This is a genomic window from Enterococcus larvae (genome assembly GCF_017830045.1).
GTDB lineage: Bacteria > Bacillota > Bacilli > Lactobacillales > Enterococcaceae > Enterococcus_L > Enterococcus_L larvae.
The window spans coordinates 1-23765 of the sequence record NZ_JAEDXU010000005.1; the positions used below are offsets into that span (position 1 = coordinate 1).

Here is a 23765-nt window from a genome sequence, read left to right on the forward strand (position 1 = left end):
ACACCAGTGTGGTGGCGATAGCGAGAAGGATACACCTGTTCCCATGCCGAACACAGAAGTTAAGCTTCTTAGCGCCGATTGTAGTGAAGGGTTTCCCTTTGTGAGAGTAGGACGCCGCCGCGCGATTGTTGTAATTATGGAGGTTTAGCTCAGCTGGGAGAGCACCTGCCTTACAAGCAGGGGGTCAGCGGTTCGATCCCGTTAACCTCCATATGAGTCGTTAGCTCAGTTGGTAGAGCATCTGACTTTTAATCAGAGGGTCACAGGTTCGAGCCCTGTACGACTCATACCATGCGGGTGTGGCGGAATTGGCAGACGCACTAGATTTAGGATCTAGCGCCTTACGGCGTGGGGGTTCAAGTCCCTTCACCCGCATAGAAGCCGGCTTAGCTCAGTTGGTAGAGCATCTGATTTGTAATCAGAGGGTCGAGGGTTCAAGTCCTTTAGCCGGCATAGAAATGCGGAAATAGCTCAGTGGTAGAGCACCACCTTGCCAAGGTGGGGGTCGCGGGTTCGAACCCCGTTTTCCGCTTTCGGCAACCAGCCGGGGTGGCGGAACTGGCAGACGCACAGGACTTAAAATCCTGCGGTGAGTGATCACCGTACCGGTTCGATTCCGGTCCTCGGCATGAGAAACAATATTTGCGCCCATAGCTCAATTGGATAGAGTGTTTGACTACGGATCAAAAGGTTAGGGGTTCGACTCCTCTTGGGCGCGTTAAGTTTTATTCGGGAAGTAGCTCAGCTTGGTAGAGCACTTGGTTTGGGACCAAGGGGTCGCAGGTTCGAATCCTGTCTTCCCGATTTTGTTTTGAGATTTTGGGGCCTTAGCTCAGCTGGGAGAGCGCCTGCTTTGCACGCAGGAGGTCAGCGGTTCGATCCCGCTAGGCTCCATTTTAATATTTACGCGGCGTAGCTCAGCTGGCTAGAGCGTCCGGTTCATACCCGGGAGGTCGGGGGTTCGATCCCCTCTGCCGCGATTGTTTTACTTAGAGCCAGGACCTTTAGCTCAGTTGGTTAGAGCAGACGGCTCATAACCGTCCGGTCGTAGGTTCGAGTCCTACAAGGTCCATTGTGACATTGTAATACTATCAGCTTATTATGGAGGATTACCCAAGTCCGGCTGAAGGGAACGGTCTTGAAAACCGTCAGGTGTGTAAAAGCACGCAAGGGTTCGAATCCCTTATCCTCCTTTTTAAAATTATCGCGGGGTGGAGCAGTCAGGTAGCTCGTCGGGCTCATAACCCGAAGGTCGTAGGTTCAAATCCTGCCCCCGCAATTGAAATATGAATAAAGGTTCCGTGGTGTAGGGGTTAACATGCCTGCCTGTCACGCAGGAGATCGCGGGTTCGATTCCCGTCGGAACCGTTTTTGGCTCGGTAGCTCAGTTGGTAGAGCAATGGATTGAAGCTCCATGTGTCGGCAGTTCGATTCTGTCCCGCGCCATTCCATTTATGCGGGTGTAGTTTAGTGGTAAAACCACAGCCTTCCAAGCTGTTGTCGCGAGTTCGATTCTCGTCACCCGCTTTAATGGGCCTATAGCTCAGCTGGTTAGAGCGCACGCCTGATAAGCGTGAGGTCGATGGTTCGAGTCCATTTAGGCCCATTGGGGAAGTACTCAAGTGGCTGAAGAGGCGCCCCTGCTAAGGGTGTAGGTCGGGAAACCGGCGCGAGGGTTCAAATCCCTCCTTCTCCGTTTCATTGCTGGCCCGTTGGTCAAGTGGTTAAGACACCGCCCTTTCACGGCGGTAACACGGGTTCGAATCCCGTACGGGTCATAGTAGTATTTTATCAGCATGGAGGATTACCCAAGTCCGGCTGAAGGGAACGGTCTTGAAAACCGTCAGGTGTGTAAAAGCACGCAAGGGTTCGAATCCCTTATCCTCCTTTTTAAAATTATCGCGGGGTGGAGCAGTCAGGTAGCTCGTCGGGCTCATAACCCGAAGGTCGTAGGTTCAAATCCTGCCCCCGCAATTGAGGTTGTGAGAAAAGCGTTTAGCTCTGTGAAGTAATAAGGAGTTATCGGAAATCGTACCTCGGTTTTCAGAGAACTGCAGTTTACTTTTAAGTGAGTAGCTTTTGGAACGCCGTTTTTTTCTGAAAAAATAAAGGTTCCGTGGTGTAGGGGTTAACATGCCTGCCTGTCACGCAGGAGATCGCGGGTTCGATTCCCGTCGGGACCGTCCTTTTTACTGCGGGTGTAGTTTAGTGGTAAAACCACAGCCTTCCAAGCTGTTGTCGCGAGTTCGATTCTCGTCACCCGCTTTTTTTATGGGCCTATAGCTCAGCTGGTTAGAGCGCACGCCTGATAAGCGTGAGGTCGATGGTTCGAGTCCATTTAGGCCCATTTAAATATTTCTATGGCTGGCCCGTTGGTCAAGTGGTTAAGACACCGCCCTTTCACGGCGGTATCACGGGTTCGAATCCCGTACGGGTCATACTTGCGGTTGTTTACCGCTTTTTTATTTATTTTTATTGGAAGCGTTGACAAACACTTATATATCATGTAATCTATGGGTATAGGCGGAACATAATTGAATAGTTGTTGGATAGTGATTGTTTAAGTACAAGCTAAACCTAGTTATTTCTAAGGAGATGAATTATCGTCTTTTTTGAAGTGGTTAGGTTTTTTTTTGAATAAACGGGTAAAATAAGTATTTGTTTTATTCAGAATGGGGGAAAACATGTTAATTCATAAGATACTTAACAATAATGTGATTATTACTGTCGATGAGCATAACCGTGAATTGATAGTGATGGGAAAAGGTCTGGGGTTTAAAAAAAAGCCCGGTGATTTTATTTCCAAGGACAATGTCGATAAGGTGTATCAGCTGACGAATGAAAAAATTTCCCTACAATTTCAGGAGCTGCTGGAAGATTTGCCGATGGAGTATCTGGAAATATCCGATGAAATCATTGAGTATGCTAAGAAGGAAATCAATGAGAATTTGAATGAGACGATTTATATTTCATTGACGGACCACTTGCATACCGCGATCGAGCGTGTGAAGAAGAATGTTGAAGTCAAAAATGTTTTGCTGTGGGATATCAAGCGTTTTTTCCCAGATGAATTCAAGGTTGGTATGATGGCAATTGACAAGGTCAAAGAAAAGTATGATGTGGAATTATCGGAGGATGAAGCAGGATTTATTGCGTTGCATATTGTAAATGCGCAGCAAGATAGCGAGGGGTCTAGCAACACATATGAGATCACAAAGATCATGCAGGAAATTATGAACATTATTAAATATTATTTTAAGATCTCATTTGATGAGAGCTCTGTCTATTTCTATCGGTTTACCACACATTTGAAATTTTTTGCCTATCGATTGACCTCTAAGAGTCAGTATTTGGAAGAAACGGATAGCGAATTATTGGATGTTGTAAGAATCAAATATAAAAATGCGTATAGTTGTATAAGTAAAATCGGCACTTATTTGAATGATAATTATGATTATGAAATTTCGAACGATGAGAAACTATATTTGACGATTCATATTGCCCGATTGGTGCAGAAGAATAGTTGAATTGTTTATAGAAATCCTGTAGCGAAGGAGGGCAGTGAGTAAACAAATAATATACCCTGCGATGTCTGAAAAGACGTGGCCTTGGATAGTGACATTAAGTTGGCTAAACCTTCAAATAACTATTGAAAAATAGAAACTGGAGGAATTAAAAATGGGTAAATATCATGAGTTAGCAGAAAAAATAGTAAAAAATGTCGGAGGAAAGGAAAATATCAATAGCTTGACACACTGCATCACTCGTCTGCGTTTTAAGTTGAAGGATGAAGGCAAAGCAAACGATGATATCCTGAAAAACATGGATGGCGTTGTAACAGTGATGAAGAGCGGCGGGCAGTATCAGGTTGTTATTGGGAACCATGTTCCTCAAGTGTATGAAGAGGTGGTAAGTATCGCAGGAATATCTGCGGATGCTGAACAAGAATCTTCTGGGGGAAATATTTTCAACCGCCTAATTGATATTTTAAGTGGCTGTTTCCAACCATTCTTGGGCGCTTTAGCAGCTGCCGGTATGGTGAAAGGTCTAAATGCATTATTAGTTTTCTTGAATTTATACTCAAATACTTCTGGAACATATACAATGTTAAATGGGATTGGCGATGCAATCTTCTACTTTATGCCGGTGATCCTGGGATATACAGCGGCTAGAAAATTCAATTTGAACCCAATGGTCGGAATTGTTATTGGTGCCGCGTTATGTTACCCTTCTGTTCAGGGCGGTGCATTACAGGCTGCTTATGAAGCAACTGCAGGTGCAGATGGAGGCGCGCCGTTTAGCTTACTAGGCTTACCAGCGTACGATACATTCTTAGGTATTCCATGGGTTGGTGCCAGCTATACAAGTAGTGTTGTACCGATTATCTTCATTGTTGCATTTGCTGCACAGATTCAAAAACTATTCAAAAAGATCATTCCTGAAGTTGTGCAAACATTCTTGGTACCATTCTTTGTATTATTGATTGCATTACCAATCGGTTTCTTAGTAATTGGTCCAATCATCAGCATGGCAACAGACTTGTTGAGTGCAGGATTCCAATCTCTGATGAGCTTCTCACCAGCATTATACGGAATCATTCTTGGTTTCTTCTGGCAAGTATTGGTTATCTTCGGTTTACACTGGAGTGTTGTGCCATTGGCAATCATGCAAATCACGCAAGAAGGCTTCAGCCAAGTGTTGACAGGTTCATTCGCTGCCAGCTTTGCACAAACAGCAGTAGTAATGGCAATGTTCTTCAAACTGAAAGATAAAAAACTGAAAGCATTATGTCCGCCAGCAATCATCTCAGGTATTTTTGGGGTAACTGAACCGGCAATTTATGGTATTACATTACCTAAGAAAACGCCATTCGTATTCTCAATGATCGGTGCGGCAGTTGGTGGTCTTTACTTGATGATCAACGAAGTAACAAGCTACACAATGGGTGGTTTGGGAATCTTCGGTGTCCTGAACTTTATCAATGGTGACGATGCAAGCGGCATGATTCATTCATTTGTAGCAATCGCTATTTCAATGGCAATTGGTTTCGCTTTGACATTCTTCTTCTGGAAAGATGATGCTGTAGAAGAAACAGCTGCAAAAGAAACAGCGCAAAAAGCAATGAAGGAAGCTGTATTAAGCCCGGTTAAAGGTTCTGTGTTACCATTATCTAAAGCAACAGATCAAGCATTTGCTCAAGGTGCATTAGGAAAAGGTGTATTGATTGAACCAACTGAAGGAATTGTAAGAGCACCATTTGATGGTACTGTAATGACCTTGTTCCCAACGAAGCATGCCATTGGTCTGATTTCTGACCAAGGGATGGAGCTGTTGATTCATATTGGAATGGACACAGTACAACTGGATGGAAAGCATTTTGAAGCAAAGGTAGCACAAGGCGACAAAGTGAAAAAAGGTGATGTTTTAGTTACCTTTGATATTGAAGCGATTAAAGCCGCTGGATTTAGTGTTGAAACACCGGTAATTGTTACGAATACAGGAGACTATCTTGATATCGTAGAGACGCAAAATGGTGAAGTTACATCGAATGATACACTGATCACAGCATTAGCTTAGATCATATAAAGGAATAAAAAACGAAAATGATATGTATCGGCAGTTGAGAGTAAGGGATGAGGATAGCTTAGAGTTGCTTGCTCTCGGCTGCTGAATAAAATCATTTTTATGGTAGGAGAGGATTTTGTAGATGGCATTTAGAAAAGACTTTTTATGGGGCGGCGCAACAGCGGCCAATCAATGTGAAGGCGGATATAACGAAGGCGGACGCGGACTTGCCAATGTAGACGTTGTTCCTATTGGAAAAGACAGATTCCCAATTATCTCAGGTAAGATGAAGATGTTTGATTTTGATGATGAGCATTTTTATCCGGCAAAAGAAGCAATTGACATGTATCATCGCTTTAAAGAAGATATTGCTCTATTTGGAGAAATGGGCTTTAAGACGTATCGTCTATCTATTGCTTGGACAAGAATTTTTCCAAATGGTGACGAGACTGAGCCGAATGAAGAAGGTCTGAAATTCTACGAGGATTTATTCAAGGAATGCCGCAAATATGGCATCGAGCCGTTAGTAACTATCACTCACTTCGACTGTCCAATGCATTTGATTGAGAAATATGGTGCATGGCGCAGCAGAGAATTAGTTGGTTTTTATGAAAATCTATGTCGTGTGATCTTCAACCGTTATAAAGGATTAGTAAAATACTGGCTGACATTCAATGAAATCAACATGATTTTACATGCACCATTTATGGGTGCCGGTCTTTATTTTGAAGAGGGCGACAACGAAGAACAAGTGAAATTCCAAGCAGCACATCATGAGTTGGTAGCAAGTGCAATCGCAACGAAAATTGCTCATGAGGTAGACCCGGAAAACCAAGTGGGTTGTATGCTGGCAGCTGGAAACTATTATCCTTATACATGTAAGCCGGAAGATGTTTGGGCTGGGAAACAAGATGATCGCGAAAACTACTTCTTTATCGATGTACAATCTAGAGGGGAATACCCTGCTTATGCATTGAAGGAAATGGAACGTAAAGGAATCGAAATCAAGATGGAGGAAGGCGATAAGGAATTACTGAAGGCTCATACAGTAGACTTTATCTCATTCTCTTACTACTCTTCTCGTGTTGCAACAACAGATCCGGAATTATTGGAACAAACAGCGGGCAACATCTTCGCATCAGTGAAGAACCCTTACTTGGAAGCAAGTGAATGGGGCTGGCAAATCGATCCTTTAGGACTGAGAATCACGATGAATGACTTATATGACCGTTACCAAAAACCATTATTTATCGTTGAAAATGGTTTAGGCGCTGTAGATGAGCCGGATGAAGCGGGTTATGTAGAGGACGATTATCGAATCGAATACCTTGCTGCCCATCTTCAAGCAATGAAGGATGCAGTTGAACAAGATGGTGTTGATCTATTAGGTTATACGACTTGGGGCTGTATTGATTTAGTCAGTGCCGGTACTGGTGAAATGAAGAAACGCTATGGCTTCATTTATGTTGACCGTGACAATGAAGGCAATGGCACGCTGAAGCGTACGAAGAAAAAATCATTTGACTGGTATAAAAAGGTTATTGCTTCTAACGGAGAAGACTTAACCAACTAAGTAAAATAGAATAAAAGGCTGAGATGATTTCTACTATTGATTTCAGCCTTTTACTTTTGATGGAATGAAACCGATTTATATTTTACTTTATTAACAAAAAACATTTCCTATTGATTGGTATGGTTTTAGAAAACGAATCACAGAGGAGTTTGGAAGGAGACGAAAAGATGGCATTTCCAAAAGATTTTTTATGGGGCGGAGCGACCGCTGCCAATCAATATGAAGGCGGCTATCTATCAGGCGGCAAAGGATTAAGCACATTAGATGCGATTACAGGAGGAAGCCATACAGAGCCTCGTATGATCACCTATAAGACCAAGGATGGCGTAATCGAATCCTGCACTAGAGATCAGGCATTACCAGAAGGAGCCACGGGCTACATCGATTCGGAAAAATATTATCCAAGTCATGTTGCAACGGATTTTTATCATCATTATAAAGAGGACATTGCATTGTTTGCTGAGATGGGCTACAAATGCTTCAGATTATCGATTGCCTGGTCAAGAATCTGTCCAAAGGGAACCGAAGAGATCAATGAAGAAGGCCTTCAATTTTATGATGACGTGTTTGATGAATTATTGAAGCATGGGATTGAGCCGATTGTGACAATCAATCATTTTGATATTCCGATGTATCTGGCTGATGAGTTGGATGGCTGGTCAAACAGAAAAGTAATTGACTACTTCCTATTTTTCTGTGAGACATTGTTTAAGCGCTATAAAGATAAAGTGAAATATTGGATGACCTTCAATGAAATCAATTTCCTGAGAAGCTGGACGCAAATCGGTATCCATAACAACGATCGTCAGTCGAAGTACCAAGCAGCACATCATTTGTTCGTTGCTAGTGGGAAAGCTGTAAAGTTAGGACACGAAATCAATCCGGATTTCCAAATCGGTATGATGGTTGCTTACATTCCAAGCTATCCAATGTCTTGTCGACCAGAAGATGTGATGGAGGCTCTGCAATTCAATCGTGAGCAGGAATTCTACATTGATGTACAGGTAAAAGGTTATTATCCGGCACATAAAATAAAAGAGTTTGAGCGAGACAGCATAGTTATTAAGAAAGAACCGGGAGACGATGAGATCATCAAAGAAGGAACAGTCGACTACATCGGGTTTAGTTACTATATGTCCACAGTTTCCAGTGCCGATCCAAAAGACGTGAAGTACGTCGGCGGTAACCAAATGCCTGCTGTGAAGAATCCGTATCTGGAAGAATCAGACTGGGGCTGGGCAGTTGATCCGTTGGGCTTGAGAATCTCATTAAGCAGCCTGTATGATCGTTATAATGTACCGCTGTTTGTCGTGGAAAACGGCTTTGGTGCTGTTGATAAGCTGGAAGAGGATGGAACGATCAAGGATGAATACCGAATTGATTATTTCCAAAAGCATATCAAAGCAATGAAGGATGCAATCGAGTTGGATGGTGTTGATTTGATTGGTTACACTCCTTGGGGCTGTATTGATTTGGTCAGTGCTGGAACTGGCGAGATGAAGAAACGTTACGGCTTCATTTATGTGGATATGGATGATGAAGGCAATGGAACATTAGAACGTTCAAGAAAAGAATCATTTTACTGGTATCAAAAGGCAATCGCGTCAAATGGGGAAGATTTGTCAAAATAATACGTGGAAAATGGGTATTGGATAGAAGAAATGCTGGAACGAGGATTGGGGAATAAGGGCCTCGTTACCGCAAAAAAGAATAGGAGCGAGAAAATGAAAAAGATAGCAAAAGCAATAGGAATACTGGGATTATCATTATTATTTGCAGGGTGTGGAAACGACGCTGCGAAGACTGATACAGCAACGAAAGCAGAAACGCCGGAAGAGTTGACGATTTATGTGGTTCGTCATGGGAAAACAATGTTGAATACAACGGATCGTGTACAGGGCTGGTCAGATGCTGTGTTAACACCAGCTGGTGAAGAAGTAGTTACTGCCGCTGGAGTTGGTCTGAAGGATGTAGATTTCCAAAGCGCCTACAGCAGCGACAGCGGACGTGCGATGCAGACGGCAAAGATGATCCTAGCAGAAAATGCAACGGCTTCTGAATTACAGTTAGCTACAGATGAACGTTTCAGAGAGTTCAACTTTGGTACGTATGAAGGCGATTTGAACCATACTATGTGGCAGGATATTGCAGATGATCAAGGCGTGACACTGGAAGAATTCATGAAGAACATGACACCTGAATCGTTTGCCAACAGTGTAGCAAAATTGGATGAAGGCCGTGATGAAGAAGGTGTGAACTGGCCAGCCGAAAACTATGAAACGATTACCAATCGTTTGACTGAGGGACTTGATGCGCTGGTTGAAGCTGAAATGAAAAATGAAGGATCAGGAAATGTACTCCTTGTTTCCCACGGTCTAAGTATTTCTGCTCTATTGGATACACTGTTTGATGATTTCACAATTCCAGAGGGCGGGTTAAAAAATGCCAGTGTTTGTACGATTCAATATAAAGACGGCGAGTACACATTGGATAAAGTTAATGACCTGAGTTATGTAGAAAAAGGACAGGAATAATCCGAAAAACGTGATAAAAATGGATATTCCAGATAGTTGGCTGATGGATGTGAAGCAAGAATGTAGAGAAGTATCTACAAGGGGTTTTTCATTCATCTAATGACTAGCTTCAGAGTTGTATGATTTTTAGACGATTATTAAAAGACAGGACAATGTTCATTTCGATGATGGTCCTGTCTTTTTTTGTTTCAATAAGAATAGACAGACAAGTAGTTATTTATTTAATAAATACAAAAAATTCTGAATTTTCTAAAAAAACATTGACTTCTACTTTTAATAAAGCAATAATAAATACTATCACAGTAAGAATGAATGATGAATGGGAGGGGACATAATGATCATAAAGCCAACACTACCACAGGAAATGAATATATTTTTTGATCAGGAGAATCAACCGAATCAACGAGTGCAAATGGGTGTGATCACATTACAGCCGGGAGAGAAGCGTCCGCTTGAAGGTTTTTCCAGACATGATCAGGATGAGTACTCCTATGTTATTTCGGGAGCAGCACATACGATTTTAGAGGATGGTCAGGATCTAGTTGGGAAACCGGGAGATGCACAGCTGATCGAGGCCGGAGAAGGGCATATCAATTATAACGACGGGGAAGAGCCCGCTGTTGTTGTCTGGATGCTGGTGGAACGCGAGTAAAAATGAAGGTATGGGGGATAAGAAAATGAAAAAACAATTAATGATAATCGGGCTTGCTGCAGCTGGTTTGCTGCTGACAGCCTGTTCGGGTAATGATAAAAAAGACGAAACCAAAGAGGCTGCACCATTACAGCTAATGTCCGCTTCAGAGCTTACGTCACTGAATACATCTGTAATGCTGGATTTTCCGGATGCAATCGTTCAGACAGCGGCATTTGAAGGACTGTACGCATTGAATGAAGAAGATGAAGTCATTCCAGCAGTTGCTGAAGAAATGCCGGAAATCTCTGAGGACGGAAAAACATATACGATCAAACTGAGAGAAGATGCTGTCTGGAGTAATGATGATCCAGTAACGGCTCATGACTTTGAATTTGCCTGGAAAAAAATGATCGACCCTGCGAATGGATTAGTCTATAGTTTCTTAGTAGTTGAAACGATTGAGAACGGTGCAGAGATATCTAACGGGGAAATGGAACCGGATGAGTTGGGTGTCAAAGCACTGGATGACTATACACTGGAAATCAAACTGACTGACGCTAAACCGTATTTTACTTCGCTATTGGCTTTTCCAACATTCTTTCCACAGAATGAAAAGGCTGTTGAGGAGTTCGGCGATGCCTATGGAACAACCAGTGAAGATGTGGTGTACAATGGACCATTTGTTGTGGAGAATTGGAAGCAGACAGATATGAACTGGGATCTTGTGAAAAATGAAAAATATTGGGATAAGGACAGTGTAAAATCTGATGAAATCCACTATGAAGTGGTAAAAGAAGCATCGACAGCGCTGAACTTGTTTGAAGATGGGCAGTTAGACGTTGCGACAATCACCGGAGAGATTGCGAAACAGAATCAAAACAATGAGGATTTCCATTCATATCCGACGGCAACAATGAACTATATTCGTTTGAATCAGAAGCGTGATGGAAAAGATACACCTCTTAAAAATGAGAATCTGAGAAAAGCATTAGCTTTAGGAATTGACAAGGAAACATTGGTCAATAACATTATCGCAGATGGTTCTAAACCATTATACGGCGCTGTTACAGAAGGCTTTGTCTCTAATCCTGAAACAGGTCAAGATTTCAGAGAAGAAGCCGGCGATTTGATGACCTACGACAAAGAAGCGGCATTAGAATACTGGAAGAAGGCACAAGCTGAGCTGGGAGATAAGGTTACCTTAGAACTGATGGTAACAGACGATGGTTCGTATAAGAAAATGGGCGAGGGAATCCAAGGTGCACTGCAGGAGTTGTTTGAAGGTCTGACAATCAATGTCAAAGCTTTACCAACAGAGACAGCATTGAATTTTGGGAGAGAAAGTGATTATGATATGTTCCTGATTTATTGGACGCCTGATTACAAGGACCCTATTTCTACGTTGAAGATGTTGTACAGCGGCAATGATCGTAACTATTCAAATCCAACCTATGATCAACTGCTGGATGATGCATCTACCAAATATGCATTGGACGCAGAGAAGCGTTGGGAAACATTGATTGCGGCAGAAAAAGAAGTGATTGAGACAACCGCTGGAATGATCATCATTAGTCAAAACCAGCAGTCTGTTCTACAAAATCCACAGGTCAAAGGCTTGAACTATCATACTTTCGCGGCACCATTGACCTTGAAAAATGTATATAAAGAAGAGTAGACAGCAAATAAGATAACAAAAGAGAGAATCAGAGGGAGAACCTGTTAGGTTGCCCTCTGATTTTTTTAGTATGATTTTCATCAACACATTTTGTTGAAATGCAGGGAAAGTACGGTATTCACAAGTCATCTATAGAAAGACATATTATTGTTGAAAATCAAAGGAAACAGGTAGAATAAAAGAAAAGAGTAAGAGGAGTCGAACAAAATGGTGAAAACAAATAAAACGGTGACGCTTGAAAGTGTCAAGCTCAGCGATATAGAAATAGAAATTCGAGCATTCATTTTACGAAAAGAGCCGCAGTTGACAGAGTCATCCTCAATTGACTATCCGAAATTGTTAAGCTATCGTTTGGAATATGTCCGCACTCTGCTAAAGGATGAGACGCTGAAGAGTGCGCAATTGAATCAGTTGATCGAGAAGCAGTTGAAGGATAACGAAGTCATTGCGGATAATCTGAATGAAACAATCGATGAGAAGCTGACGCTGGGGCAAAAAACAGCAGATGGCATTGCCAAGTTTGGCGGCAGCTGGCCGTTTATTTTTATTTTTCTGACAGTCTTACTGTTATGGATCATTTTGAATAGTATCGCCATTTTCTTTCAGCCTTTTGATAAATACCCATTCATATTACTGAATTTAGCTTTATCCTGTTTGGCTGCGATTCAAGCACCAATCATCATGATGAGTCAAAATCGACAAGAGACTCGCGATCGTGAACAGGCGAAAAATGATTACAAGGTAAATTTGAAGGCAGAAATTGAAATAAGTTTGCTGCATGAAAAAATGGATTATCTGTTGAATGATCAGTGGCAGCATCTAGTTGAGATTCAGAATATTCAACTGGAATTGCTGGGTGAGGTTCAAGAGCAGATCGAAGCAATAAAAGAAATAAAAAGCTAAGTTGTATTAAAGGGATCTTTTTCAAGAAATATCTGGTATACGGTCGGCAGTGAGGCGAGCTTCTTTTCAATGATTCAGCAGCTGAAACAGCCATATTACTTGATAGAAATCTTGTTTTACCCTTATAATAACATTATGAGCAGTTCGTTTGACTTGCTTGGAAGGGGAGATTTTTATGTTTGATTATACAGATACGGTTCTATCGGTCATGCAGAGAGTTGAGGTATACAACGAAATTTTCGCAACAATTTCCAAGGAGATTCAGCAAGAAGGGTATAAGCTGACTGCGGACAGAAAGAAAAGGGATACCTATATCTTCTGTCGGAACAATATCAACCGCTTATTTGTCGAAGATTCGAATTTCAGGAAAGTGTTGAATCCGTATGACGAAAAGGCAGCAACTCTACTGTTGTGCAAAGGCTTGGATGAGTACAAGCAAGGTGTTTATTTATGGTTGGATGCAATGGATGAAAATTGTGAGATAGTCGATGTAGACAAGTATTCCCTTGGTCAAAGCGGGATCAGATCATCATTTGAGCTGATCAATCAGGCGTGTAAAGAAGCATGCGGCGGCATAGAGAGTGCTCACAGTGTACACAAGATGTAACGTCATTATTTTAATTATCCAAAACGATTGATTGTTTTTAGAGGAGGCAGCTGCGGCTGAAGACCTCTTCTTTTTTTGCAGAAATCTGACCTTACAGAATACTTAAGGATTTATTTGACGATAAAATGAGCTTTTTCTAAGATAATTTGCTATACTGATATCGTTACAAGTTCCCGAAAGGATTTGCATGAGGAGCTATGTTTGTAAGAGACAACAGCTTTGAGCAAAGATGCCTTGTAACCGAATAGTAACTAGGGGGAATAATATATTATGGCAGAGAAACATTTATTTACATCAGAATCCGTTTCAGAAGGACATCCCGACAAAGTCGCGGATCAGATCAGTGATGCGATTTTGGACGCAATTTTGGAACAGGACCCAAAAGCCAGAGTGGCCTGCGAAACATCTGTAACAACAGGTCTTGTGTTAGTCTTTGGTGAGATATCAACAACAGCGTATGTGGATATTCAGAAGATTGTCCGTCAGACAGTCAAGGATATCGGCTATACGCGAGCAAAGTATGGTTTTGATGGTGAAACCGTTGCTGTACTTGCAGCAATTGATGAACAATCGCCGGATATTGCTCAAGGTGTGGATGAAGCACTGGAAGTCCGAGGAGATGCCGATGAGAAAGACGAAATTGGTGCCGGTGATCAGGGCTTGATGTTTGGTTTTGCTGTAGATGAAACACCGGAATTGATGCCTTTACCGATTTCATTAAGTCATCAACTGGTTCGTCGTCTGGCAGAGCTGAGGAAAGCGGGAACGCTGACGTACCTTCGTCCGGATGCGAAGTCTCAGGTAACTGTGGAATATGATGAAGCAGGACAACCGAAGCGAATAGATACAATTGTTATCAGTACCCAGCATGATGAACACGTGACGCTGGAACAGATTCAAAAAGATATAAAAGAACATGTAATAAACGAAGTGATACCTGAAAAATGGTTGGATGAAGAAACAAAATATTTTATCAATCCGACCGGACGTTTTGTTATCGGTGGTCCTCAAGGGGATGCTGGTCTGACAGGACGTAAAATCATTGTCGATACTTATGGCGGCTATGCGCGTCATGGCGGCGGTGCATTTTCAGGAAAAGATGCAACAAAGGTCGATCGCTCAGCAAGCTATGCAGCACGTTATATCGCAAAGAATATCGTTGCCGCAGGCTTAGCGAAAAAAGTTGAAGTTCAGTTGGCTTATGCAATTGGTGTTGCACAGCCAGTTTCAATTTCTATCAATACATTTGGAACAAGCGACATTGCTGAAAGCAAATTGATTGAAGCTGTTCGTGCAAACTTTGATTTGCGCCCGGCTGGCATCATTGAAATGCTGGATCTTCGTCGTCCAATCTACAAACAAACAGCAGCATATGGACATTTTGGTCGTACAGATATTGAACTTCCTTGGGAGCAGACAGATAAAGTCGATGCATTGAAGGCAAGTTTAGGGGAATAAAGAGGCGACCCTGTCATTTATTTGACAGGGAGCTTCTTTTTCTTTGCCCTAAAATAACTGCAGCAGCTGGAAAATTGATTTTTTAAGAGGGGAAGATTTATGGAAAAGCAAACGAATATTAAACTGGTTACCTTAGGTGTTTTTACAGCGACCTTTATGACGGCGATCGAAGGAACCATCGTTTCAACAGCAATGCCGACAATCGTCGGTTCACTACAGGGAATGGAGATCATGAACTGGGTGTTCTCCATTTACCTGCTGACTAATGCGATGCTTACGCCTATTTACGGCAAGCTGGCAGATAAAATCGGTCGTAAGCCGGTTTTTCTGATTGGGATCACTATTTTTATTCTAGGCTCATCGCTTTGCGGCTTTGCTCCGAATATGGAGACATTGATCATCGCCAGAGCAGTTCAGGGAGTTGGTGCCGGAGCAGTGATGCCTGTTGCATTGACGATCATTGCGGATATTTATCCGATGGAAAAGCGAGCAAAAATATTGGGGCTGAATAGTGCAGCTTGGGGAGTTGCCAGCGTTTTTGGCCCGTTAGCGGGTGGTTTTATTGTAGATACAGTAGGTTGGCATTGGATATTTTTTATCAATGTACCGATTGGCTTGGCGTTGCTGCTGCTCATCTCCATCTATCTGGTGGAACCGAAGCGTGAAAAAGCAGGTCAGCCGATGGATATTCTTGGAAGCATGCTGTTGATGGTGTCACTTTTATTGCTGTTATTAGGTTTTCAACTGATTGGTGATGGTGGTTTTTCAATAAAAATTTTGCTCTTCTTTTTCGGTTCTGCGGCTGCCTTGGCAGCATTTGTTTTCGTGGAGAAACGAGCAAAAGATCCTGTTATATCATTACACCTATTCAAAAATTCAACGTTTGTATTTGTTAATCTGATTGCTGCGCTGATTAGTGGTTTTCTAATGGGAGTAGAGGTTTATATTCCAATGTGGCTGCAAGGGGTTTTAGGAACTGCTGCAGGCTTGGGTGGTTTGGCATTGGCGCCGATGTCGGTTTTATGGATGGTTGGTTCCTTTGCCGCCAGCAGCCTACTTGAAAAATCAGATGTGAAGAGAGTGTTGATGATTGGTTTGAGCGTTATCTTATTTGGCGGTGCTTGTTTGATTCTAGTTTCTGTCAATGCACCGGTCTTTCTGTTTTTTGTAATTTCAGCTGTTTTAGGGATTGGTTTTGGGATAACGATCACGACGACGACAGTGACAGCTCAAAATAGTGTACCCCATAGTGATGTTGGTGTAGCTACATCATTCAATACCCTATCCCGCACGATCGGACAGACCGTAATGATCTCTGTTTTTGGTGTATTGTTGAATACGGTGATGCATTCAAATTTATCTCAAAGCGGATTAAAGGTAGAAGCTGATGTAATGAATCAGCTGGTCAATCCCCATACTGCGAATGAGATTTCCAGTGAGCTTTTGAAGCCGCTAAGAGGGATTTTATACTCCGGTCTTCATCAGGTATTTTTCGTTGGAATTGGTTTAGTTGTTGTATCACTATTGATGATCTTATTTTTGTCACGACCAAAAACAGCGAATAGTGTTAAAATGAGATAACACAATAAAAAGTGAGGGGTCGTCATGGCATTTTTACAGGCAAATATTTATTCAAATGTATTGGGAATGGAAGTAATGATGAATGTGGTTCTGCCGCAGCGAACAGAGAAGTTGATTGGAACAAGCACTGCTGGGAGCACAGAGGATGTACCAGTACTTTATCTTCTGCATGGAATGGGAGGCAACCATAGCGTTTGGGAAAGAAGAACGAATATTGAGCGCTATGTGTCTAATCGGGGACTGGCAGTGATCATGCCGTCAACCGATTTGGGCTGGTATGCTGATACGCAGTATGACATGAAATACTGGACCTTTTTATCTGAGGAGCTGCCTGAAATCTGTCAGGAACTGTTTCCTCAGCTTAGTCGAAAAAGAGAGAAAACCTTTGCTGCCGGGTTGTCAATGGGGGGCTATGGAGCATTTAAGCTCGGGCTGCGTCAGCCGGAACGCTTTGCAGCGATAGCTTCGCTTTCTGGCCCGCTAAATATTGCTGCACGGGTGGAAGATCTGCTTCTTATTCGTAATGAAGCCTATTGGACGGGAGTCTTTGGACCGTTGGATGAGTTCAAGGAATCAGAACATGACTTGCTCTTTCTTTTGAAAGAGGCTCTTAAGGAGCAGAAAAATCTGCCGGATATTTTTCTTGCTTGCGGAGAACAGGACCCGCTGCTCCATGCCAGCGAAGATGTTTCCAGAGCATTGAGTGAAGCAAAAATACCACATTTCTTTGAAACTGCTGCGGGAGGTCATGATTGGCATTTTTGGGATGAATGGATTCAAAAAGTAATCGATTGGTTACCGTTAGATGAAGCGGAGACTTTTGAACGAAGTGGAAATTGATTCCTCCTAAATGAAAAAATTAAATAATGAATATTTTTCAAGTCAAGCATTTATAAAATATGCTTTGGCTTGTTTTTTTTGTTTTTCACATTTATAAAAAAAAGTGCATTACTTTTGAAAAAGAAATCCAAGCTCCTTACAATGAATAGTGTAAGGTATTTTCTAATTCATTGTGATTGGAGGGAGAGGCATTGAGTAAATTTAAAAAGTTGATTCTGTGTTTGATTATCTTGGTTGGGTTGACACTTATAGCACCACTGATCTTCTTCAATAATCAAGCAACTGTTCTTTCACTGCCGTTGGCATATCCAAATTACTCTTTATTCATCCATCCGGCACTTAATCTATACTTGTTTTGGGCAAGTGTTGTTGTGTTTGTGCTGCTGGTCGGAGCGTTCTTTGCTGTTCTTTTTTTACCGAAAAAGGAAAAGGCACTGATCATAAAGGAAGAGAACGGTGCATTGAAAATCGAAGGAAAGAGTATCGAAAGCTATGTCTCAGCTAATTTGGATCGAACGCAATTCATTCAACAGCCGAAAATCAAGGTTCAGATGACTAAAAATAAAATAGCCGTTAATATTTTCGGTAAATTTAAAGCGTACGGCGGGATTGTCCCTAGTACGGAGTTGATGATCGCTGATGTTAAAGCAGATATACAAAATCTTTTAGGCATAAAGGATCGGCCGATTGATGTGGTAGTTGATTTTGTCGATTACGTAGAAAAGAAAAAGCGTAAATCCAGAGTTGAGTAAAGAGGTGAATAAAGATGAAAGAGATTTTTGAGAAGTATAGATGGTCGATCATCGGCGGACTGAGCGGATTTATTTTGGCGATTTTGTTTCTTACGGTAGGTTTTTTTAAAACACTTTTGATCCTTATTCTAACAGCGGCAGGGGTCTACGTAGGTTTCTACCTGAAACGCTCAGGGTTGGCTGAACATTTTTTCGATGATAAGTCATAATAATTTCAACATTGTAATGGTTATAATATAATAACAATATATCAAATAAATCAGGAGGTAATGGAAATGGATACAACTAAATCAGTAACAACACCAGTACAAGAGGTAAAAGGCGAATTGACGTATGATGATAAAGTGATTCAAAAAATCATTGGGATTGCTTTAGAAAATATTGATGGTCTGTTAACAGTTGATGGCGGGTTCTTCTCAAATATTGCAGAAAAATTAGTCAATACAAATAACGTTACTTCAGGGATTGATGTGGAAGTAGGAAAGAAACAAGTTGCTGTTGACTTAGATATCGTTGCGGAATACGGCAAAGATATTTCTAAATTGTTTACAGATATTCAAAAGTTGATCGTAGAAGAAGTGAAAAAAATGACTGGTCTTGAAGTGATCGAAGTAAACGTAAATGTTGTAGACATCAAGACGAAGGAGCAATACGAAAAAGATTCTGTGACTGTTCAAGATAGAGTGGGAAGCGCGGCTGAAAGCACAGGCGAATTTGCTTCTAATCAAACAGATAAAGCAAAAAAGGCAATCAATAAGGGAACAGATAAGGCCAAAGAACAAATGGAGCCGCGAGTTCAATAACAAAAACTTCGGCAAGTATATCACTATAGATAAAACAGAAGAAAGAAGGAATTGAAAATGGGATTTATATGGTCACTTTTAGTCGGTGCATTGATTGGTGTGATAGCAGGAGCTATCACAAATAAAGGCGGTTCAATGGGCTGGATTGCAAATATTGCAGCGGGGCTGATTGGTTCTGCAATTGGGCAAGCGCTACTTGGCAGTTGGGGTCCCAGCTTGGCAGGGATGGCATTGATTCCATCAATCGTAGGTGCGGTCATACTAGTAGCTGTTGTTTCTTTCTTCTTTGGAAGAAAATAGCCAGAGCTAATTGAAGTTAATAGAATATGGGTGTATACGGAGCTGGTGAAGTGGGTCCGAAATATATCTAAAGCCCCATCAGAGTGGATAATCCTCTGATGGGGCTTTGTCTATTCATTCAGTTGATGCGGATCGAAAAAACAGGTGTATTAGTCGTCAGCTTCTAAAGAATCGAGAAACAGACGGATCATTCGCTTGAAGGTGTCTTTTTGCTTCTTCTGCTGTCGATAGGCAAAGCTCTCCTCCACATAGGTGAGCTGATTGTCTGTAATATACTGCTTCATCAATACCACCTGTTGGCTCAGATAGCTGTCGCCGTTGAGAATCTTGCTGTACAGCTGTTTTTCTTCTGTGATATCGATCAACAAGCCGAATAAAAGATGCTGAAGCGCACTGACTGCGATGCAGCTTGCTTCTATTGAAAAACCGGCGGTTCTTAGGATACCGAGTAAATCGTTGTAGCGCGTCAGCCGGAGAGGAGAGGAAGGGATCGTATTCATCTCTATTTCAAGGGCACAGGGAAACTGCTGATACAAATCGTAATAATTTTCCATGTATGCAAACAATACTTGTTTCCAGTCATCGGTATGCTCCGGCGTTTGAAAATGGCGTTCGATTTCTTCCGCCATGCTTTGTAGAAGTGCCTGCTTATTTTGAAAGTACCAGTACAGAGCGGGGGCTTGAACATCAATTTTTTTTGCGATTTTTCGCATGGATAATTTTTCAATATCCGGTGTCTCCTCCAGAAGTTGAAAGGCAGCTTCTATGATTTTTTCTCGAGATAGCTTGTTCTCCATTTTTTTTCATCCTTTAGTCTGAATTTTGGTTAAATGACTTGTATTTGTTCTATGAAATATGGTAAATTATGGGTCAGTCTGTTTTACAGTGTTAAATAAGTGGTCATCAAACGGTCCGTCAGTGTCTCGCGGAGCGTCTGTTCATATTTATAATAACACATTCCCCGTTTAATAAAAGTGTTGCCTGATCAGGGGAGTACAGGCTAGTTATAGTGGAAAGTAGGGGGTAAAATGAATATTGTTATGGACCATGTAAAGAAATACAAGAAGGAAACTGCGATTGCTCTATTTACAGTAGTTATCATGGTCATGTCTGCTTTATGGCAGCCTAAGCTGCTTCAGCAGGTACTTGAAGCAATCATCAAAGAAGATAATGATCAAATGAATTCGTTGGGGATCTATCTGATCGTCATAGCCGGTCTCGGATTGATTGCGGGAGTCTTCAATACGATATTCTCTGCTAAAGTTGCGCAGGGAGTCAGTGCAGACATTCGAGAAGCAGCTTTTCGAAAAATACAGACATTTTCATTTGCAAATATTGAAGAATTTTCAGCAGGAAACTTAGTTGTTCGGTTAACGAACGACATTACTCAGATTCAAAATGCAATCATGATTGCACTGCAGTCATTGTTTCGAATACCGATTCTCTTTATAGGAAGCTTTGCGTTAGCGATGACGACATTGCCTCAGCTTTGGTGGATCATCGTTCTATTAGTGGTTGCCGTAATCATCATTACGATCTTATCCTTTTCTCAAATGGGCAAGCACTTTACAATCATTCAGAATTTGATCGATAAGGTCAACAGTCTGGCAAAAGAGAATTTATTGGGCATTCGTGTAGTGAAGTCCTTTGTTCAGGAGAAAAATGAATTGGCGAGATTCAGTAAAGTCAGCGATGATTTGACGACGCATAATGTGATTGTTGGGACATTGTTTTCTGTAATGATCCCATCCTTTATGCTGGTTGCTAACTTGGCTGTTGCCGGTGCAATTTTCTTTGTCAGCGATCTGGCAAAGGATGATCCGACCTTGATTGGCGGTATCGCTTCCTTCATGAACTATTTGATGCAGATCATGATGGCCATCATCATTGGCGGAATGATGATGATGATGACGTCACGTGCTGCTGTTTCGATCAAACGGATCAAAGAAGTAATGGATGCAGTTCCGGCAATCACTTATCCGGATGTTCCGGAAGAGAATCTAAACGGCAGCGTGGCATTCGAGCATGTCAGCTTCCGTTATCCCGGCGATGAAACAGATACATTGAAAGATGTTTCGTTTACTATCAAACCTGGGGAACAGATTGGTATCGTCGGAGCAACAGGTGCCGGAAAATCAACCTTGGCTCAGCTGATCCCGCGATTATTCGATCCGACAGAAGGAACAGTTAAGGTTGGCGGAGTGGATCTGCATGATGTTAATGAGCATAGTTTGCGTAAAACCGTTTCTTTTGTTCTGCAAAAAGCGATTCTATTTTCAGGGACGATTTCTGAAAATCTGCGTCATGGGAAACAGAATGCAGATGAAACAGACATGACCAGAGCAACTCAGGTTGCTCAAGCGAGAGAGTTTATCGAGAAGCTGGCGTTACAGTACGAAGCACCGGTGGAAGAGCGTAGTACGAATTTCTCAGGTGGTCAGAAGCAGCGTTTATCTATTTCACGTGGTGTAATTGGCGAACCGAAGATATTGATCCTTGATGACAGTACAAGTGCCTTAGATGCACGTTCTGAGAGTCTTGTTAAGGAAGCATTGGAAAATGATTTAGGAAATACAACGACGATTATTATTGCTCAGAAGATTTCTTCAGTGGTCAATGCGGACCGAATCTTTGTTCTTGATAAAGGACGGTTAGTCGGCGAAGGAACCCATAAGGAATTAGCTGCTAATAATGAGGTCTATAAGGAGATTTATGAAACTCAAAAAGGAAAGGATGAGGTAGAATGACAGATTTGATCAAAGCAAGTAAATTCTTTTACCACTATCTGAAGAAGTACAAGCTATCCTTTCTGATTATATTCATCACGATCGTGGCAGCTACCTATCTGCAGGTCAAGGCGCCTCAGTTTATTGGAGAAGCGATTGAAGAGCTGACGAAGTATGTGTTTGCCTTAAGTCAGGGTGTAGATGATAAGAGTGCCTTTGTCAATGTACTGCAAAAGCTGTTGATTTTTTATGTCTTGACCAGTGCGGCGAACTTCATTTACAGCATTCTTTTCACACAAGTAGTTGGAAAATCGACGAACCGCATGCGGATCGGTCTGTTCAATAAGCTGGAGAAGTTAACGATTCGCTTCTTTGACTCCCATAAAGACGGCGAGATATTAAGCCGCTTTACCAGTGATTTGGATAATATTCAAAACAGCCTGAATCAGGCACTGCTGCAGGTTTTGACCAATGCGGCGCTGATCGTCGGTGTGTTGATCATGATGTTCCGTCAAAATGTTGAACTGGCGTGGGCAACGATTGCTTCCACTCCAGTAGCAGTACTGATTGCCGTTGTGATCATTCAAAAAGCCAGAAAATATGTGGATATCCAACAGGATGAAGTAGGAAAGCTGAATGGCTACATGGATGAAAAAATCAGTGGTCAGCGAGTGATCATTACCTACGGACTTCAGGAAGAAACAATCGATGGTTTTGTTAAGCAGAACAAGAAGGTGCGGGAAGCAACCTTTAAAGGTCAGGTATACTCCGGCTTACTGTTTCCGTTGATGCAGGGGATGTCTTTAGTCAATACAGCAATCGTGATTTTCTTTGGCGGTTGGTTGGCATTGAATGGTGATGTGGAACGTGCTGCAGGTCTTGGGCTGATTGTGATGTTTGTTCAGTATTCACAACAGTATTACCAGCCGCTGATGCAGATTTCTTCTGGCTACAGCATGATCCAGTTGGCAGTAACAGGGGCACGTCGATTGAACGAGATGTTTGATGAACCGGATGAAATCAATCCGAAAAACGGCAAGCAGATCACAGGCGTACATGAATCTGTTTCTCTGAATCATGTGGACTTTGGTTATGATCCGGAGGTGCCGATCCTGAAAGATGTCTCAATCAATGTGAATAAAGGTGAGATGGTCGCACTTGTCGGACCGACAGGCTCTGGGAAAACAACAATCATGAATCTGTTGAATCGTTTCTATGATGTTACTGATGGTTCGGTTACCTTTGATGGGACAGATATTCGTGAAATCGAGCTGAGCAGTCTGCGTTCCCATGTTGGAATCGTGCTGCAGGATTCAGTGCTGTTCTCCGGAACAATCAAAGAAAATATTTCCTTCGGGAAGCCGGATGCCAGTGAAGAGGAAATCATTGCAGCAGCCAAACAGGCGAATATCCATGATTTCATTACTGCACTTGAGAAGGGCTACGATACAGAAATCACTGAGGAAAACAATGTGTTCAGTACCGGTCAGAAACAGTTGATCAGTATCGCTCGTACAATTTTGACTAATCCCTCTCTGTTGATTCTGGATGAGGCGACCAGTAATGTGGATACTGTTACAGAAGCGAAAATCCAAACAGCAATGGATGAAGCTATTCGTGGCAGAACCAGCTTTGTGATTGCCCATCGTTTAAAAACGATCTTGAATGCAGATCGAATCGTTGTTCTGCGAAATGGTGAAGTGATCGAAGAAGGAAATCACCACGAACTGTTGAAACAGCATGGATTCTATTCAGAGCTTTATCATAATCAGTTTGTATTAGAATAGAAAAAATCCCTTGCCTGATTTTCAGGC

General features: G+C 42.0%; 19 protein-coding genes, 25 tRNA genes, 1 rRNA gene and 1 riboswitch. Of the genes, 44 read left to right on the forward strand and 1 reads right to left on the reverse strand.

Annotated features, from left to right (window positions below; translation table 11 throughout):
• The first annotated feature begins 7 nt into the window (after window positions 1-7).
• From rrf to I6N96_RS10590, 42 genes are all read left to right on the forward strand, one after another.
• Window positions 8-123 (forward strand): 5S ribosomal RNA (gene rrf, locus I6N96_RS10385).
• Between the two features lie 15 nt (window positions 124-138).
• Window positions 139-211 (forward strand) — tRNA-Val (locus I6N96_RS10390).
• A gap of 3 nt (window positions 212-214) precedes the next feature.
• A tRNA-Lys gene (locus I6N96_RS10395) sits at window positions 215-287 on the forward strand.
• Between the two features lie 6 nt (window positions 288-293).
• A tRNA-Leu gene (locus I6N96_RS10400) sits at window positions 294-375 on the forward strand.
• A 5-nt stretch (window positions 376-380) separates the two neighbouring features.
• Window positions 381-453 (forward strand) — tRNA-Thr (locus I6N96_RS10405).
• Between the two features lie 7 nt (window positions 454-460).
• Window positions 461-532: transfer RNA gene (locus tag I6N96_RS10410), tRNA-Gly, on the forward strand.
• Window positions 533-543: 11 nt separating this feature from the next.
• A tRNA-Leu gene (locus tag I6N96_RS10415) sits at window positions 544-629 on the forward strand.
• A 15-nt stretch (window positions 630-644) separates the two neighbouring features.
• Window positions 645-718 (forward strand) — tRNA-Arg (locus I6N96_RS10420).
• Between the two features lie 12 nt (window positions 719-730).
• Window positions 731-804 (forward strand) — tRNA-Pro (locus tag I6N96_RS10425).
• 17 nt (window positions 805-821) lie between these two features.
• A tRNA-Ala gene (locus I6N96_RS10430) sits at window positions 822-894 on the forward strand.
• A gap of 12 nt (window positions 895-906) precedes the next feature.
• A tRNA-Met gene (locus I6N96_RS10435) sits at window positions 907-980 on the forward strand.
• Window positions 981-998: 18 nt separating this feature from the next.
• Window positions 999-1072, forward strand: a tRNA-Ile gene (locus I6N96_RS10440).
• A gap of 31 nt (window positions 1073-1103) precedes the next feature.
• Window positions 1104-1193, forward strand: a tRNA-Ser gene (locus tag I6N96_RS10445).
• A gap of 12 nt (window positions 1194-1205) precedes the next feature.
• Window positions 1206-1279, forward strand: a tRNA-Met gene (locus I6N96_RS10450).
• A gap of 16 nt (window positions 1280-1295) precedes the next feature.
• A tRNA-Asp gene (locus I6N96_RS10455) sits at window positions 1296-1368 on the forward strand.
• A gap of 5 nt (window positions 1369-1373) precedes the next feature.
• Window positions 1374-1446, forward strand: a tRNA-Phe gene (locus I6N96_RS10460).
• A 10-nt stretch (window positions 1447-1456) separates the two neighbouring features.
• Window positions 1457-1527 (forward strand) — tRNA-Gly (locus I6N96_RS10465).
• A 5-nt stretch (window positions 1528-1532) separates the two neighbouring features.
• Window positions 1533-1606 (forward strand) — tRNA-Ile (locus I6N96_RS10470).
• Window positions 1607-1608: 2 nt separating this feature from the next.
• Window positions 1609-1696: transfer RNA gene (locus I6N96_RS10475), tRNA-Ser, on the forward strand.
• 10 nt (window positions 1697-1706) lie between these two features.
• Window positions 1707-1778 (forward strand) — tRNA-Glu (locus I6N96_RS10480).
• A 20-nt stretch (window positions 1779-1798) separates the two neighbouring features.
• Window positions 1799-1888, forward strand: a tRNA-Ser gene (locus I6N96_RS10485).
• A 12-nt stretch (window positions 1889-1900) separates the two neighbouring features.
• A tRNA-Met gene (locus tag I6N96_RS10490) sits at window positions 1901-1974 on the forward strand.
• A 136-nt stretch (window positions 1975-2110) separates the two neighbouring features.
• A tRNA-Asp gene (locus I6N96_RS10495) sits at window positions 2111-2183 on the forward strand.
• An 11-nt stretch (window positions 2184-2194) separates the two neighbouring features.
• A tRNA-Gly gene (locus I6N96_RS10500) sits at window positions 2195-2265 on the forward strand.
• A gap of 8 nt (window positions 2266-2273) precedes the next feature.
• Window positions 2274-2347 (forward strand) — tRNA-Ile (locus I6N96_RS10505).
• Window positions 2348-2366: 19 nt separating this feature from the next.
• Window positions 2367-2438, forward strand: a tRNA-Glu gene (locus I6N96_RS10510).
• Window positions 2439-2684: 246 nt separating this feature from the next.
• Window positions 2685-3527: a BglG family transcription antiterminator LicT gene (gene licT, locus I6N96_RS10515; RefSeq protein ID WP_209557500.1), complete on the forward strand. Its 843-nt coding sequence runs from the start codon at window positions 2685-2687 to the stop codon at window positions 3525-3527.
• A gap of 151 nt (window positions 3528-3678) precedes the next feature.
• Window positions 3679-5577, forward strand: coding sequence for a beta-glucoside-specific PTS transporter subunit IIABC (locus tag I6N96_RS10520; RefSeq protein ID WP_209557501.1), 1899 nt, complete (start codon window positions 3679-3681; stop codon window positions 5575-5577).
• Between the two features lie 130 nt (window positions 5578-5707).
• The gene (locus tag I6N96_RS10525; protein ID WP_209557502.1) at window positions 5708-7138 is read left to right on the forward strand and encodes a 6-phospho-beta-glucosidase; all 1431 of its coding nucleotides are present in this window, start codon (window positions 5708-5710) and stop codon (window positions 7136-7138) included.
• Window positions 7139-7305: 167 nt separating this feature from the next.
• Complete coding sequence (locus I6N96_RS10530; RefSeq protein ID WP_209557503.1) at window positions 7306-8769, forward strand: family 1 glycosylhydrolase; 1464 nt, start codon at window positions 7306-7308, stop codon at window positions 8767-8769.
• 93 nt (window positions 8770-8862) lie between these two features.
• Window positions 8863-9672, forward strand: coding sequence for a histidine phosphatase family protein (locus I6N96_RS10535; RefSeq protein ID WP_209557504.1), 810 nt, complete (start codon window positions 8863-8865; stop codon window positions 9670-9672).
• Window positions 9673-10006: 334 nt separating this feature from the next.
• Window positions 10007-10324 (forward strand): cupin domain-containing protein, encoded by a 318-nt coding sequence (locus I6N96_RS10540; protein WP_209557505.1) that lies wholly within the window; start codon window positions 10007-10009, stop codon window positions 10322-10324.
• 25 nt (window positions 10325-10349) lie between these two features.
• The gene (locus I6N96_RS10545; protein WP_209557506.1) at window positions 10350-11981 is read left to right on the forward strand and encodes a peptide ABC transporter substrate-binding protein; all 1632 of its coding nucleotides are present in this window, start codon (window positions 10350-10352) and stop codon (window positions 11979-11981) included.
• 207 nt (window positions 11982-12188) lie between these two features.
• A complete protein-coding gene (locus tag I6N96_RS10550; RefSeq protein WP_209557507.1) occupies window positions 12189-12884 on the forward strand; it encodes a DUF1003 domain-containing protein in 696 nt (231 codons plus the stop codon).
• Window positions 12885-13059: 175 nt separating this feature from the next.
• A complete protein-coding gene (locus tag I6N96_RS10555; RefSeq protein WP_209557508.1) occupies window positions 13060-13491 on the forward strand; it encodes a hypothetical protein in 432 nt (143 codons plus the stop codon).
• A gap of 158 nt (window positions 13492-13649) precedes the next feature.
• Window positions 13650-13761, forward strand: a riboswitch (SMK box riboswitch).
• Window positions 13762-14949 (forward strand): methionine adenosyltransferase, encoded by a 1188-nt coding sequence (gene metK, locus I6N96_RS10560; protein WP_209557509.1) that lies wholly within the window; start codon window positions 13762-13764, stop codon window positions 14947-14949.
• 99 nt (window positions 14950-15048) lie between these two features.
• Entirely contained in the window at window positions 15049-16530 is a 1482-nt protein-coding gene (locus I6N96_RS10565; RefSeq protein ID WP_209557510.1) for an MDR family MFS transporter, read from the forward strand.
• A gap of 24 nt (window positions 16531-16554) precedes the next feature.
• Entirely contained in the window at window positions 16555-17370 is an 816-nt protein-coding gene (locus I6N96_RS10570) for an alpha/beta hydrolase (protein WP_209557511.1), read from the forward strand.
• 191 nt (window positions 17371-17561) lie between these two features.
• Window positions 17562-18122, forward strand: coding sequence for an alkaline shock response membrane anchor protein AmaP (gene amaP / locus I6N96_RS10575; RefSeq protein WP_209557512.1), 561 nt, complete (start codon window positions 17562-17564; stop codon window positions 18120-18122).
• 14 nt (window positions 18123-18136) lie between these two features.
• Window positions 18137-18331 (forward strand): DUF2273 domain-containing protein, encoded by a 195-nt coding sequence (locus tag I6N96_RS10580; protein ID WP_209557513.1) that lies wholly within the window; start codon window positions 18137-18139, stop codon window positions 18329-18331.
• A gap of 66 nt (window positions 18332-18397) precedes the next feature.
• Window positions 18398-18925: an Asp23/Gls24 family envelope stress response protein gene (locus tag I6N96_RS10585; protein ID WP_245186933.1), complete on the forward strand. Its 528-nt coding sequence runs from the start codon at window positions 18398-18400 to the stop codon at window positions 18923-18925.
• Between the two features lie 57 nt (window positions 18926-18982).
• Window positions 18983-19225 carry a GlsB/YeaQ/YmgE family stress response membrane protein gene (locus I6N96_RS10590; RefSeq protein WP_209557515.1) on the forward strand — a complete coding sequence of 81 codons (243 nt, stop codon included), beginning with the start codon at window positions 18983-18985 and terminating at the stop codon, window positions 19223-19225.
• 149 nt (window positions 19226-19374) lie between these two features.
• Here I6N96_RS10590 and I6N96_RS10595 read toward each other — a convergent pair whose 3' ends face one another.
• Window positions 19375-20022, reverse strand: a complete 648-nt coding sequence (locus tag I6N96_RS10595; protein ID WP_209557516.1) for a TetR family transcriptional regulator — start codon at window positions 20020-20022, stop codon at window positions 19375-19377.
• Window positions 20023-20253: 231 nt separating this feature from the next.
• Here I6N96_RS10595 and I6N96_RS10600 point away from each other — a divergent pair, with 231 nt between their 5' ends.
• Window positions 20254-21972: an ABC transporter ATP-binding protein gene (locus I6N96_RS10600; protein ID WP_209557517.1), complete on the forward strand. Its 1719-nt coding sequence runs from the start codon at window positions 20254-20256 to the stop codon at window positions 21970-21972.
• Window positions 21969-23738: an ABC transporter ATP-binding protein gene (locus I6N96_RS10605; RefSeq protein WP_209557518.1), complete on the forward strand. Its 1770-nt coding sequence runs from the start codon at window positions 21969-21971 to the stop codon at window positions 23736-23738. Before I6N96_RS10600 ends, I6N96_RS10605 begins: the two co-directional genes overlap by 4 nt.
• Window positions 23739-23765: the final 27 nt, after the last annotated feature.